Here is a 13,187-nt window from a genome sequence, read left to right as displayed (position 1 = left end):
ACGACCACGGGGGCACGAGGGAGGGGACTGTCCCATGGGGCCCGAGCAGATCCGCCGCTGGGAGTCGGGAGCACTCGCGCACGCCGTGACGGACCCCTTCGGGCAGGGGCCGGTCCCCTGGCTGCGCGGCGGCGAGACGTACTTCGGCGACACCGGCCAGGTGGTCGCCTGGTACGCGGACCAGGACCGCACCGGCACGGACGCCGGCACCCGTACCGACTCCGGCGGCGGCCCCCGCGCCGCCGACGACGTCCGCCGCCAGATCAAGGGCTTCACCGCGACGGGAGCCGTCGCCCCCGGCGAGGCCATCGACTTCCACGTCACCGTCGACCCGCCCCAGGAGTTCGGCGTCGACATCTACCGGATCGGCCACTACGGCGGTGACGGCGCCGCCAAGATCACCACCAGCCCCCGCCTGTCCGGCATCGTCCAGCCCGCGCCGCTCACCGCCGACCGCACGGTCTCCTGCCACCACTGGTGGCTGTCCTGGCGGCTGCAGGTCCCCACATACTGGAACATCGGCGCGTACGTGGCCGTCCTCACCACCGCCGACGGCTACCGCTCCCACGTCCCCTTCACGGTCCGCGACGACCACCCGGCCGACCTGCTGCTCCTCCTGCCGGACGTCACCTGGCAGGCGTACAACCTCTACCCGGAGGACGGCCGTACCGGCGCCAGCCTCTACCACGCCTGGGACGAGGAGGGCCGCCTGCTCGGCGAGGCGGACGCCGCGACGACCGTCTCCTTCGACCGCCCGTACGCGGGGGCGGGCCTGCCCCTCCACGTGGGCCACGCCTACGACTTCATCCGCTTCGCCGAGCGCTACGGCTACGACGTCGCCTACGCCGACGCCCGCGACCTGCACTCCGGCCGCGTCGACCCGGCCCGCTACCGGGGCCTGGTCTTCCCGGGCCACGACGAGTACTGGTCCGGCGCCATGCGCCGCACCGCGGAACTGGCCCGCGACCGGGGGACCTCCCTGGTCTTCCTGTCCGCCAACACCATGTACTGGCAGGTGGAGCTGGCTCCCTCCCCGTCCGGTGTCCCCGACCGCCTGCTGACCTGCCGCAAACGCAAGGGGCCCGGCCGGCCCGCGCTGTGGCGGGAGATCGACCGCCCCGAGCAGCAGCTGCTCGGCATCCAGTACGCCGGCCGTGTCCCCGAACCGCACCCGATGATCGTCCGCAACGCCGGTCACTGGCTCTGGGAGGCCACCGGAGCCCACGAGGGCGACGAGATCGAGGACCTGGTGGCGGGCGAGGCCGACCGCTACTTCCCGCGCACCGCGCTTCCCGGGCACGACGAGCGGGTCCTGCTCGCCCACTCCCCGTACACCGACGTGGACGGCGTCCGGCGCCACCAGGAGACGTCGCTGTACCGGGCCCCGTCGGGCGCCTGGGTCTTCGCGTCCGGCACGTTCGCCTGGTCCCCGGCCCTGGACCGCCCCGGCCACGTCGACCCCCGGATCCAGCGCGCCACCGCCAATCTCCTGGACCGCATCTGCAAACGGGACTGAGCCCCGCACCCGGGACCACGCCGCCGTCCTCCGCCGTCCGCCACCTCGCTGTCCACCGCCCCGCCGTCCACCGCGCCTGTGACATGCGGGAGAATCGGTCCATTGGACGTCACCACGGGGAGGAACCGTGTCCGGATTCGTTGAAAAGCCCGAGCCGATCCAGGTTCCGGGCCTGGTGCATCTGCACACCGGCAAGGTGCGCGAGCTGTACCGGAACGAGGCGGGCGACCTCGTGATGGTCGCCAGCGACCGCATCTCCGCCTACGACTGGGTGCTGCCGACCGAGATCCCCGACAAGGGCCGGGTCCTCACCCAGCTCTCGCTGTGGTGGTTCGAGCAGCTCGCCGACCTGGCGCCCAACCACGTCCTGAGCACCGAGCTGCCCCCCGGCGCCCCGGCCGACTGGGCGGGCCGCGCCCTGGTCTGCAAGTCGCTGCGGATGGTGCCCGTGGAGTGCGTGGCCCGCGGCTACCTCACCGGCTCGGGCCTGGCGGAGTACGACGAGTCCCGCACCGTCTGCGGCCTCGCCCTGCCCGAGGGCCTCGTCGACGGCTCCGAGCTGCCCGCCCCGATCTTCACCCCGGCCACCAAGGCCGCGGTCGGCGAGCACGACGAGAACGTCTCCTACGAGGAGGTCGCCCGCCAGGTCGGCGCGGAAACCGCCGCCGCCCTGCGCCGGGCCACCCTCGCCGTCTACTCCCGCGCCCGGGACATCGCCCGCGAGCGCGGCATCGTCCTCGCGGACACCAAGTTCGAGTTCGGCTTCGACGGGGACGACCTGGTCCTCGCCGACGAGGTCCTCACCCCGGACTCCTCCCGCTTCTGGCCGGCCGACCAGTGGCAGCCGGGCCGCGCGCAGCCGTCGTACGACAAGCAGTTCGTGCGGGACTGGCTGACCTCCGCGGAGTCCGGCTGGGACCGCCGGAGCGAGCAGCCCCCGCCGCCGCTGCCTCAGCAGGTCGTGGACGCCACCCGCGCCAAGTACGTGGAGGCGTACGAGCTGCTGACCGGCCAGAGCTGGTCCTAGCGGCAGAGGCCGTGGCAGGCCGCACACGAAGAAGCCCCCGGCCGGAACCGGGGGCTTCTCTCTGGAGCGAACGACGAGGTTCGAACTCGCGACCTCAACCTTGGCAAGGTTGCGCTCTACCAACTGAGCTACGTTCGCACTGCGTGCCGGGGATTTCTCCCTGGCGCGACAGCCACTATACCCAACCCCGCTCCCTGGCGAGCCGCACCGCCGTATGCCGGTTCTCCGCGCCGAGCTTGCTCGCGGCCGACGACAGGTAGTTCCGTACGGTCCCCTCGGCGAGCGCGGCGCGCTCGGCGATCTCCGAGACGGGCGCCCCGTCGGCGGCGTGCTCCAGTACTTCGGCCTCGCGGGCGGTCAGCGGCGAGTCCCCGGCGGAGATCGCGTCGGCGGCCAACTCGGGGTCGACGTAACGGTTTCCGGCGTGCACCGTGCGGATCAGCTCGGCGAGCCGCTGGGCGCTGACCGTCTTGGGGACGAACCCGCGCACCCCCGCCGCGAGCGCCCGCTTCAGGTGCCCGGGCCGCCCGTGGCTGGTCACGATCAGCACCTTGCAGGCGGGCAGCTCGGCCCGCAGCGATGTGGCGACCTTCACACCGTCGGCGCCGGGCATCTGGAGGTCCAGTACGGCGACGTCCGGTGCGTGCGCCCGCGCCATCGCCAGCGCCTCGGGACCGGTGGCCGCCTCGGCGACGACGACGAGGTCGTCCTCCAGGGACAGCAGGGCCGCCAGGGCCCCGCGGATGAGGTGTTCGTCGTCGGCGAGCAGGACCCGCACGGTCGTCGTCACGAGGCGGCCTCCAGCGCGGCGCCCGCCGTGGCGTCCGGCAGCGGCACCGCGGCCGTCAGCCGGAAGACCCCCCGGCCGGCGGGTCCCGCCTCCAGCGTCCCGTCCACCGCGGAGAGCCGCTCCCGCAGCCCCGCGAGCCCGGAGCCGCCCGAGCCGCCCGCGTGGGACGTGTCGGCCGTGTCGGCCGGGGGGCCGTCCCCCGTCGTCTCCGCCACGCCGTCGTTCTCCACCGTCAGCACTACCCGCCCTCCCGACATCCGCACCGTCACGGTGACCTTCTTCGCGTCCCCGTGCCGCAGCACGTTCGTGGTCGCCTCCCGCACCACCCAGCCGAGCGCCGACTGCACCTCGGCGGGCAGGCCGGCCGTCTCACCGGTGACCTTCGCCGTGATGCCGGCCGCCGCCAGGACGCCCCGGGCGCCGGCCAGCTCCACCTCCAGGGCGGCCTCCCGGTAGCCGCGCACGACGTCCCGGACCTCGCGCTGCGACTCCTGGGCGATGCGCTGCACCTCGATCATCTGCTCCACCGCCTCGGGCCTGCCCCGCCGCGACAGTTGGACGGCCAGCTCGCTCTTGAGCGCGATCACCGCCAGGTTCCGGCCCATCACGTCGTGCATGTCCCGGCCGAACCGCAGCCGCTCCTCGGCGACGGCGAGCCTCACCCTGGTCTCCTTGGCCTCGTCGAGCGCGTAGACCGCGTTGAGCAGCCAGAGGGAGAAGATCGAGGTGACGGCGAGGAACCCGCCGGTCACCATGACCAGGCCGGCCAGCACGACCGACGCGAGGACGGGCATCCCCAGCGGGAACGTCAGGAGCCCCGCGCCCACCGCGAAGCCGCCGACGACGGCGACCATGCGCCGCCTGTCGCCGACCCCGAGCGTGATGACACCGGCGGCGAAGCACAGGACGCCGCCGTAGACCGAGCCCGCCGCGGTCTCCACCTCACCGGCCGGTCCGCGCTCGGCGATCACGACAGCGGTGGTCGAGACCGCGGCGGAGACGACGACGAGCGTCCACATCAGCCGCACGGGCTGGGGGCGCCGCCCGAGCGTCCAGTCCAGCGCCCGGGACGAGACCAGCATGCAGACGGCGGCGTGCGCGACGACCAGCAGGCACAGCACGGTGGCGAGCGGGGCGCCGGTCCGGCCGTAGGCGGTCACTCCGAGCGCGAGCACCTCGATGACCCCGAAGAAGTGGAACGACCACCGCGTGTACGTCTCCACCTTCTCCGGCGTGCTCTTGGTCCGCCACCATCCGCCCGGTCTGCGCATCCGTCCGCCGCTCCCGCTCACCTCGTACGCCCTCGCACGTCCCTGTACGTCAGTGCCGCGGCTCCCACCGGAACCGCCGCCGTACAGCAAACACCGCGAGCACGGTCCAGGCCACCGCCGTCGCCGTGGCGCCCAGCGCCTCACCGGCCGACAGGTCACCGGTCCAGCCGCCGCGCACCAGGGTGATCACGGGCGTCAGCGGCAGCAGCTCGCACACGGAGGCCAGCCGGTCGGGCAGCAGGTCGAGCGGGATGAACAGGCCCGAGCCGAACATCGAGACGAACGTGAACGGCAGCGGCGTGACCTGCGCGCTCTCACCGGTCCTGGTGAGGCTCGCGGTGACCGCGGCGAGCGCGGCGCACATCAGCAGTCCCAGCAGCAGCCCGAGGACGGCCAGGTGCGGTGCCGACGGTGCGGACAGGTCGAGCAGCGCCATGCAGCCCGCCGCGAGCAGGAGCGACTGCACGAGCCCGCTGAGGACGGCCGGCAGCGCGGACCCGCCCAGGATCTCCGCGTCCCGCAACTCACCGGTGCGCAGCCGCTTGAGGACGAGTTCCTCGCGCCGGACGACGAAGACGCCGACGAGGGCCGAGTAGACGGCGAACAGCAGGGAGAAGCCGACGGCGGCGGGCAGCACGAGCGTGCCGATGGTCAACCCCGCCTTGCCCAGGTCCATCTCCTCGGCGCCCGCCCGAACGCTGAACGGCATCACGAACGGGATGAACAGCGCGGCGACGACGGTGCCCTTGTTCCGCCCGAGCAGGATCATCTCGGCGCGGGCGAGGGCGGTCATGCGGCTCATCGGCGTGGTGGCCGCCGTGCGGGCGGGGCCCTTCGCGCGGGCCGGTGCGTCGGTGGCGCTCATGCCGCGTACTCCTTCTCCGTCGTGGGGTCGCCCGCCCTCGCGGACACCTCCTTGGCGATGCTGAGGAAGGCCTCCTCCAGGGACGCCGAGCGCACGTCGAGGCGGCGCAGTTCCACCCCGGCCTGCCCGGCCCAGACCAGCAGGCCGGTGGCCGCGCGCTGGAGTTCGCGGGTGCGCAGCTTCACCGTGCGGCCGTCGGCCTCGTGGTCGCTCACGCCCAGTTCGGCCAGCGGCGGCAGGTCGCCCACGAAGTACCCGTCGGGCAGTTCGAAGGAGATGTGGGACGGCTGCGCGGCGGTCACCTCGGCCGGGGTGCCGGTGGCGGCGATCCGGCCCTCGTGCATGATCGCGAGCCGGTCGGCGAGGTTCTCGGCCTCCTCCAGATAGTGCGTGGTCAGCAGCACCGTCGTACCGGCGTCGCGCAGCCCGCTCACCAACTCCCAGGTGTCCCGGCGGCCTTCGGCGTCCAGGCCGGTGCTGGGCTCGTCCAGGAAGAGCACCTCGGGGTCGCCGAGCAGGGCGAGCGCCAGGTCCAGGCGGCGCCGCTGCCCCCCGGACAGCTGCTTGACGCGGGTCCCCGCCTTCGCCTCCAGACCGACCAGCGCCAGTACCTGTGCCGGGGGCCGGGCGCCGCTCACGCACCCCGCCCACATCCGCGCCGTCTCGGCGACCGTCAGCTCGGAGGGGAAGCCGCCCTCCTGCAGCATGACCCCGGTGCGGGGGCGTACGGCGGCCCGCTCGGTGTACGGGTCGTGCCCGAGGACGCGGACCCGCCCGCCGGCCGGGGCGGCGAGCCCTTCCAGCAGTTCGACCGTCGACGTCTTGCCGGCGCCGTTGGTGCCCAGCAGGGCGAAGACCTCGCCGCGGCGCACGGAGAAGTCGATCCCGCGCACGGCCTCGAACCCGCCCCCGTACACACGTCGCAGGTCGGTGACCTCAATCACGTGCTCGTGTCCGTTGGTTTGCATGCCTCAAGGATTCCGGCGCCCCGGGCGGCACGACAGTGCGAGCCGTCATCACCGAACATGACAAATGTCAGACCCGGCCCGCGGGACACCGGAGCCGAACGCACGAAAAGACCCCGGTCCTGGAGGACCGGGGTCTGATTCCCGAGCGGACGACGAGGCTCGAACTCGCGACCTCAACCTTGGCAAGGTTGCGCTCTACCAACTGAGCTACGTCCGCAATGCCTCCGACCGGCCTTCACCGATCGGTGCGAGCACCAGCCTACCTGATCCAATCGAGTGGCCGGTACGGCGATGCAGAGCGGGTGACAGGAATTGCACACTGCGCCTTCCCCCTGGAAGGGGGATGTTCTACTACTGAACTACACCCGCGTGTTCCGTGAGCTGGGCCTTTCGGCCTCGCCCCTCGGCGTGCTCCAGACTTTAGCTGATCACCCGGGGTGCCGCGCAAGTCGGTTGCCGCGAGGGGCGGCTGAGCGGCCGTCGGCCCCTCCTGGCCGGGGCGGCTCACTTGGCCGGGGGCGGCTCACTGCGCCGCGGCGAACGCCTCGTACACCCGCTTGGGGATCCGGCCCCGTGCGGGCACGTCCATCTTGTTCGCCTGGGCCCAGGCGCGGACCGCCGCCGGGTCGGGGGCGACCTCCGTCTGCCGGTAGGCCTTGCCGGACCGGGAGCGCTTGCGGCCGGCCGAGACGTACGGCTCGAGCGTCTTGCGCAGTTTCCGGGCATTGGCTTCGTTCAGGTCGATCTCGTACATCCGGCCGTCGACTCCGAAGGCGATCGTCTCCGCCGCTTCCGAGCCGTCGATGTCGTCAAAGAGAGTGACCACGACACGCTGCGCCACGAATATCGGTCCCTTCGTGCGGCATCTCCGCGATGACGTGCCCGAACGTGCCAAGACGCCGCGATGATGCCGACTGTTCGCCTGTAATTGGGCAAAGTATCGGCTAATGACATTTCATTTGTACAGTGCTCGGCATTGCAATGGGAAGACCGACTAAATCTGCCCGCGTGTCTGCCGGGCAATAGGTGTCCGCGCTCGATCCCGGATCTTTCCCGAAGCTTTTCGAGACGGCCCCCTTCCGATGCCGAATCGTGACTGGGGTCACGTAGTTTCCTCCAAGGCTACGCGCGTAGAAATTTTGTACGGGTAGTCTGAAGGAACCTGCTCAGCACCACACACCGGGAGTGCCAGTGGCACGCGTCGTAGTCGACGTCATGCTCAAGCCGGAGATCCTCGACCCCCAGGGCCAGGCGGTGCAGCGCGCACTGCCGCGACTGGGTTTCGAAGGGATCTCGGACGTCCGTCAGGGAAAGCGATTCGAACTGGAAGTGGACGGGCCGGTCGACGACGCCGCCCTCGCCCGCATCCATGATCTTGCGGAATCCTTCCTCGCCAACACCGTGATCGAGGACTTCACCGTCAAGGTCGAGTCCGAAGACGTGGTCGCGGGGGCCGCGAAGTGACCGCTCGTATTGGCGTCGTCACTTTCCCCGGCAGCCTCGACGACCGGGACACGCAGCGCGCGATCCGCGTCGCCGGCGCCGAACCCGTCGCCCTCTGGCACAAGGACAAGGACCTCAAGCAGGTCGACGCCGTGGTGCTGTGCGGCGGATTCTCGTACGGCGATTATCTGCGCGCCGGCGCCATCGCGCGCTTCTCGCCGGTGATGGACACCGTCATCGACCAGGCGAAGGCCGGTCTGCCGGTGCTGGGCATCTGCAACGGCTTCCAGATCCTCACGGAGGCCCACCTGCTGCCGGGCGGCATGCTGGGCAACGACCACCTGCACTTCATCTGCCGCGACCAGAAGCTGCGGGTGGAGAACGCGCGCACCGCCTGGACCGGCGACTACACCGCCGGCCAGGAGATCCACATCCCGCTGAAGAACATGGACGGCCGCTACGTCGCAGACCGGCGCACGCTGGACGAGCTGGAGGCCGAGGGGCGGGTGGCCTTCCGCTACCTGGACATGAACCCCAACGGCTCGCTCAACGACATCGCCGGCATCACCAACGCCGCCGGGAACGTCGTCGGCCTCATGCCGCACCCCGAGCACGCCGTGGAGTCGCTGATCGGTACGGGCCGTACCGACGGCCTGCCGTTCTTCACCTCGATCCTCAAGAAGCTGGTCAACGCATGAGCCGGACGCCCTCCCGTCTCCCACCGCCGCCCTCAACGGAAGCCCTTCGGGCTGCCCCCAGAACTCTGGACACGGTCGAGCACGCGGCCGCGACCCCCGACGTCGAGCTGCCCTGGGCCGAGCTGGGCCTGAAGAAGGACGAGTACGAGAGGGTCGTGGAGATCCTCGGCCGCCGCCCCACCGGCGCGGAGCTGGCCATGTACTCGGTGATGTGGTCCGAGCACTGCTCGTACAAGAGCAGCAAGGTGCACCTGCGCCAGTTCGGCGAGAAGGCCCCCGAGTCCGACGCGATGCTCGTCGGCATCGGCGAGAACGCCGGTGTCGTCGACGTCGGCCAGGGCTACGCGGTCACCTTCAAGGTCGAGTCGCACAACCACCCGTCGTACGTGGAGCCCTACCAGGGCGCCGCGACCGGCGTCGGCGGCATCGTCCGCGACATCATCGCGATGGGCGCGCGTCCGGTCGCCGTCGTGGACCCCCTGCGCTTCGGCGCCGCCGACCACCCCGACACCAAGCGCGTCCTGCCGGGCGTCGTCGCCGGCATCGGCGGCTACGGCAACTGCCTGGGCCTGCCCAACATCGGCGGCGAGGTCGTCTTCGACGCCTGCTACCAGGGCAACCCGCTGGTCAACGCGGGTGCGATCGGCGTCATGCGGCACGAGGACATCCACCTGGCCAAGGCGTCCGGCGCGGGCAACAAGGTCATCCTGTACGGCGCCCGCACCGGCGGCGACGGCATCGGCGGCGCGTCGATCCTGGCGAGCGAGACCTTCGACGACGCCAAGCCGTCGAAGCGCCCCGCAGTCCAGGTCGGCGACCCCTTCCAGGAGAAGCTCCTCATCGAGTGCACCCTGGAGGCCTTCGCCGAGAAGCTGGTCGTCGGCATCCAGGACCTGGGAGCGGCGGGCCTGTCCTGCGCGACCAGCGAACTGGCGTCGAACGGCTCCGGCGGCATGCGCGTCACCCTGGACGACGTCCCGCTGCGCGACTCGACCCTGTCTCCCGAGGAAATCCTCATGAGCGAGTCGCAGGAACGCATGTGCGCGGTGGTCGAGCCCGGCAAGGTCGACCGCTTCCTGGAGATCTGCGAGAAGTGGGACGTCATCGCCACCGTCATCGGTGAGGTGACCGACGGCGACCGCCTGGAGATCTACTGGCACGGCGGCAGGATCGTCGACGTCGACCCGCGCACGGTCGCGCACGAGGGTCCGGTCTACGAGCGCCCCTACGCCCGTCCCGACTGGCAGGACGCCCTCCAGGCCGACGACGCGAACAAGCTGCCCCGGCCGCAGACGTCCGACGAGCTGAAGGACCAGGTCCTCAAGCTGGTCGGCTCGCCCAACCAGGCGTCCAAGCGGTGGATCACCCAGCAGTACGACCACTTCGTGCAGGGCAACACCGTCCTCGCCCAACCCGAGGACTCGGGCATGATCCGCGTGGACGAGGAGTCCGGCCTCGGTGTCGCCATCGCCACCGACGGCAACGGCCGCTACGCCAAGCTCGACCCGTACACGGGCGCGCAGCTGGCGCTGGCGGAGGCCTACCGCAACGTGGCCACGACCGGCGCGAAGCCGCTCGCGGTCTCCGACTGCCTGAACTTCGGCTCGCCGGAGGACCCGGCGGTCATGTGGCAGTTCGCGGAGGCCGTGCGCGGCCTGGCAGACGGCTGCCTCCAGCTCGGCACCCCGGTGACCGGCGGCAACGTCTCGCTCTACAACCAGACGGGCGAGGCCGCCATCCATCCGACCCCGGTGGTCGCGGTCCTCGGCGTCATCGACGACGTGGCCCGCCGCACGCCGGTCGCCTTCCAGGAGGACGGCCAGCTGCTGTACCTGCTGGGCGACACCCGTGAGGAGTTCGGCGGCTCGGCCTGGTCCCAGGTGATCCACGACCACCTCGGCGGCCTGCCTCCCGAGGTCGACCTGGAGCGCGAGCGCCTGCTGGGCGAGATCCTGATCTCCGCCTCCCGCGACGGGATGATCGACTCCGCGCACGACCTGTCCGACGGCGGTCTGGTCCAGGCGGTCGTCGAGTCGGCGCTGCTGGGCGGCAAGGGCGCGCGTCTGGTCGTGCCGGACGGGCTCGACGCCTTCACCTTCCTCTTCTCGGAGTCGGCGGGCCGCGCGGTCGTCGCCGTCCCGCGCTCGGAGGAGGTCCGCTTCAACGACATGTGCGGCGCCCGCGGCCTGCCGGTCACCCGCATCGGCGTGGTCGACGGCGACGCGGTCGAGGTCCAGGGCGAGTTCACCCTCCCCCTGACCGACCTGCGCGAGGCCCACGAGGGGACGATCCCGGGGCTGCTGGCGTAACGGCGGTACCAACGAGGAAGGGCCGTCCGGAGGATTCCGGGCGGCCCTTCCGCATGCCCCGGGGGAACGTCCTTGCGTGATATTACGTACTTACGTAATCTCGATGGTGTGGAGCGACTGGAACACCGCGTGGCCGACCTCGAACGGCGCCTCGCCGCCCTGGAGGCCGCCGACCGGCCCGCCCCCGGGCCCAAGGAGGGCGACTTCTGGGCCCTGGAAGGCCTGAAGGCGCAGCTCGCCGAGTTGGGGGCGGAGGCCAGCGGGGTCCTGTTCACCGGCTCCGTGCGCCTGCCGGCCGGGGAGCGGTACGAGTGGCAGCACGGCACGCTCACCGAAGGGCTGCTGGACGCCGACTGGGCCGAGTCCGCCGAGGTGTTCGCGGCCCTCGGGCATCCCGTGCGGCTGCGGCTGCTGCGGGAGGTGCTCGGCGGCCGGCGCACCGCCGCCGAGCTGGCGGAGCTGGACGGGATGGGCACGACCGGCCAGATCTACCACCACCTGCGCCAGCTCACCGGCGCCGGCTGGCTGCACGCCACCGGCCGGGGCCGCCACGAGGTGCCGCCGGGGCGGGTCGTACCGCTGCTGGTGGCGCTGTCGGCCGCGCGGAACTGACCGGGACCCCCGGGTCCCACACCGGCAAGGGGGAACGAACGATGTCCGCACGCAAGCTCGCCATGATCACTTTCCGGGTGCTGCAGCTCGCCTTCCTGGCCCTGGTGGTCACCGGCGTCCTCTTCGACCCGGGGTATCCGTGGTGGAGCGTCTTCCTGCCGCTGCTCCTCGCCTACGCCCTGATCACCGTGGTCAACCGCTGGAACGGCGGCGCCCCCGACGCGCCCGGCAGGTCCCGCGTGCCCGTCGAGGTCGCCCCGCCCGTCACCGGCCGCTGGTCCGCGCTGAACAGCCCGGCCGACCGCACCCCCAGCCACGGCGTCCACGCCTACGGCCAGACCTTCGCCATCGACCTCGTCGCCGAGCCGGAGCCCGGCGCCCGCCCCGGCTTCCGCGCCCTGTGGCCGCTCGCCCGGCGCCCCCGCGCCTTCCCGGCGTTCGGCGCCGCGCTCCTCGCGGTGGCCGACGGTACGGTCGTACGGGTCGGCGAGGGCCAGCGCGACCACCTGGCCCGCACCTCGCTGCCCGCACTGCTGTACCTGATGCTCCTCGAGGGCTCGGTGCGCGAGCTGGCCGGCGTTCGCCGCATCGTCGGCAACCACCTGGTCCTCGACCTCGGCGACGGCGCCCACGCCCTGTACGCCCACATCCAGCGCGGCTCCTTCACCGTCCGCGAGGGCGACCGCGTCCGCGCCGGCCAGGTCCTCGCCCGGTGCGGCAACACCGGCAACTCCACCGAGCCGCACGTCCACTTCCAGCTGATGGACGGCCCCGACCCGGACACGGCGCGGGGCGTCCCCTTCACCTGGACCGGCATCGGCGTCCCGCGCAACGGCGAGGTGTTCGAGTCGCCCTCGCCGACCACGACGCCCGCATAGGCTCACCGCATGCCGCCCGCCAGGAAACGCCCCCGCGCCTACGATCCCGCCCGTACCCGCGCCGCCGTACTCGCCCAGTTCGGCAACGTACGGGAGGCCGTTCGCACCCTCACCCCGGAACAGCTCGCGCTGCCCACCCGGCTGGGGGACTGGACCGTGCGGGAGCTGGTCGCCCACGTCGGGACGGCGCTGGCCGCCGTGGACCGGCTGCTGGGGGAGGCGGAGCCCCCGCGGCAGGACGGGCGGCTGCTCGACTGGCCGTTCGCCATCGCCTCCGACGCGGGCGCCATCGCCGTGACAGCCCGTCGGCTCGCCGGAGAGCACCCCGACCTCGACGCCCACCTCGCCGAGGTCGAGCGGCGCTTCACCGAACTGCTCGACACCCGGCCCGGCAGCAGGCTGCTCCCGACCAGCGCTGGTGCCCTGCCACTGGCCGACTACGTCGTCACCCGGACCGTCGAGCTGGTCGTGCACACCGACGACCTGAACGCCGCGGTCCCCGGCCTCGACGTCCCGTACGACCGGCAGGCGCTCGCCGCCGCGACCCGGCTGCTGGCCGACGCGCTCGCCGTGAAGGCGCCCGGCGGTTCGACGGAGGTGCGGATCCCGCCGTACGCGGTCGTGCAGTGCGTGCAAGGTCCCCGGCACACCCGGGGCACCCCGCCCAACGTCGTCGAGACCGACCCGCTGACCTGGGTCCGGCTGGCCACCGGACGGCTGGCCTGGAAGGACGCCGTGGACGGGGCGAAGGCGAGTGCGAGCGGGGAGCGGGCCGACCTCGGCGCCCTGCTGCCGCTGCTGCGCTGAGGG

General features: G+C 72.1%; 13 protein-coding genes and 3 tRNA genes. 8 read left to right on the top strand and 8 right to left on the bottom strand.

Annotated elements, in window-relative coordinates; translation table 11 throughout:
• Nucleotides 1–34: 34 nt before the first annotated feature.
• Nucleotides 35–1,516 (top strand): N,N-dimethylformamidase beta subunit family domain-containing protein, encoded by a 1,482-nt coding sequence (locus AB0P07_RS30950; protein WP_365556368.1) that lies wholly within the window; start codon nt 35–37, stop codon nt 1,514–1,516.
• Between the two features lie 127 nt (nt 1,517–1,643).
• Nucleotides 1,644–2,543, top strand: coding sequence for a phosphoribosylaminoimidazolesuccinocarboxamide synthase (locus AB0P07_RS30945; protein WP_365556366.1), 900 nt, complete (start codon nt 1,644–1,646; stop codon nt 2,541–2,543).
• Between the two features lie 62 nt (nt 2,544–2,605).
• On the opposite strand, the gene AB0P07_RS30940 is transcribed toward AB0P07_RS30945, so the two are convergent.
• The 8 genes from AB0P07_RS30940 to AB0P07_RS30905 form a co-directional block, all read right to left on the bottom strand.
• Nucleotides 2,606–2,681: transfer RNA gene (locus tag AB0P07_RS30940), tRNA-Gly, on the bottom strand.
• Between the two features lie 37 nt (nt 2,682–2,718).
• Complete coding sequence (locus AB0P07_RS30935; protein WP_102932925.1) at nt 2,719–3,333, bottom strand: response regulator transcription factor; 615 nt, start codon at nt 3,331–3,333, stop codon at nt 2,719–2,721.
• The gene (locus AB0P07_RS30930; RefSeq protein WP_365556364.1) at nt 3,330–4,604 is read right to left on the bottom strand and encodes a histidine kinase; all 1,275 of its coding nucleotides are present in this window, start codon (nt 4,602–4,604) and stop codon (nt 3,330–3,332) included. Before AB0P07_RS30930 ends, AB0P07_RS30935 begins: the two co-directional genes overlap by 4 nt.
• 49 nt (nt 4,605–4,653) lie before the next feature.
• The gene (locus tag AB0P07_RS30925) at nt 4,654–5,469 is read right to left on the bottom strand and encodes an ABC transporter permease (RefSeq protein ID WP_365556362.1); all 816 of its coding nucleotides are present in this window, start codon (nt 5,467–5,469) and stop codon (nt 4,654–4,656) included.
• Nucleotides 5,466–6,437 carry an ABC transporter ATP-binding protein gene (locus AB0P07_RS30920; RefSeq protein WP_365556360.1) on the bottom strand — a complete coding sequence of 324 codons (972 nt, stop codon included), beginning with the start codon at nt 6,435–6,437 and terminating at the stop codon, nt 5,466–5,468. The genes AB0P07_RS30925 and AB0P07_RS30920 overlap by 4 nt, the downstream gene beginning before the upstream one ends.
• Nucleotides 6,438–6,581: 144 nt before the next feature.
• Nucleotides 6,582–6,654 (bottom strand) — tRNA-Gly (locus AB0P07_RS30915).
• An 80-nt stretch (nt 6,655–6,734) separates the two neighbouring features.
• Nucleotides 6,735–6,806, bottom strand: a tRNA-Gly gene (locus AB0P07_RS30910).
• 154 nt (nt 6,807–6,960) lie between these two features.
• Nucleotides 6,961–7,278 (bottom strand): Lsr2 family protein, encoded by a 318-nt coding sequence (locus AB0P07_RS30905; RefSeq protein WP_365556358.1) that lies wholly within the window; start codon nt 7,276–7,278, stop codon nt 6,961–6,963.
• Between the two features lie 350 nt (nt 7,279–7,628).
• Between AB0P07_RS30905 and purS the strand changes: the two genes are divergently transcribed.
• From purS to AB0P07_RS30875, 6 genes are all read left to right on the top strand, one after another.
• Entirely contained in the window at nt 7,629–7,901 is a 273-nt protein-coding gene (gene purS / locus AB0P07_RS30900) for a phosphoribosylformylglycinamidine synthase subunit PurS (protein ID WP_003974895.1), read from the top strand.
• Nucleotides 7,898–8,578: a phosphoribosylformylglycinamidine synthase subunit PurQ gene (gene purQ / locus AB0P07_RS30895; RefSeq protein WP_365556356.1), complete on the top strand. Its 681-nt coding sequence runs from the start codon at nt 7,898–7,900 to the stop codon at nt 8,576–8,578. Before purS ends, purQ begins: the two co-directional genes overlap by 4 nt.
• Nucleotides 8,575–10,887 carry a phosphoribosylformylglycinamidine synthase subunit PurL gene (gene purL, locus AB0P07_RS30890; protein ID WP_365556354.1) on the top strand — a complete coding sequence of 771 codons (2,313 nt, stop codon included), beginning with the start codon at nt 8,575–8,577 and terminating at the stop codon, nt 10,885–10,887. The genes purQ and purL overlap by 4 nt, the downstream gene beginning before the upstream one ends.
• 129 nt (nt 10,888–11,016) lie before the next feature.
• Nucleotides 11,017–11,499 (top strand): helix-turn-helix domain-containing protein, encoded by a 483-nt coding sequence (locus tag AB0P07_RS30885; protein ID WP_365556467.1) that lies wholly within the window; start codon nt 11,017–11,019, stop codon nt 11,497–11,499.
• Nucleotides 11,500–11,540: 41 nt separating this feature from the next.
• Nucleotides 11,541–12,377: a M23 family metallopeptidase gene (locus AB0P07_RS30880; RefSeq protein ID WP_365556352.1), complete on the top strand. Its 837-nt coding sequence runs from the start codon at nt 11,541–11,543 to the stop codon at nt 12,375–12,377.
• 9 nt (nt 12,378–12,386) lie between these two features.
• Nucleotides 12,387–13,184, top strand: a complete 798-nt coding sequence (locus AB0P07_RS30875) for a sterol carrier family protein (protein WP_365556350.1) — start codon at nt 12,387–12,389, stop codon at nt 13,182–13,184.
• Nucleotides 13,185–13,187: the final 3 nt, after the last annotated feature.

It is taken from the genome of Streptomyces sp. NPDC085944 (assembly GCF_040686295.1).
GTDB classification, from domain to species: domain Bacteria; phylum Actinomycetota; class Actinomycetes; order Streptomycetales; family Streptomycetaceae; genus Streptomyces; species Streptomyces salinarius.
Note: the sequence above shows the minus strand (reverse complement) of the source record. Positions and strands in the feature narration are given on the sequence as shown.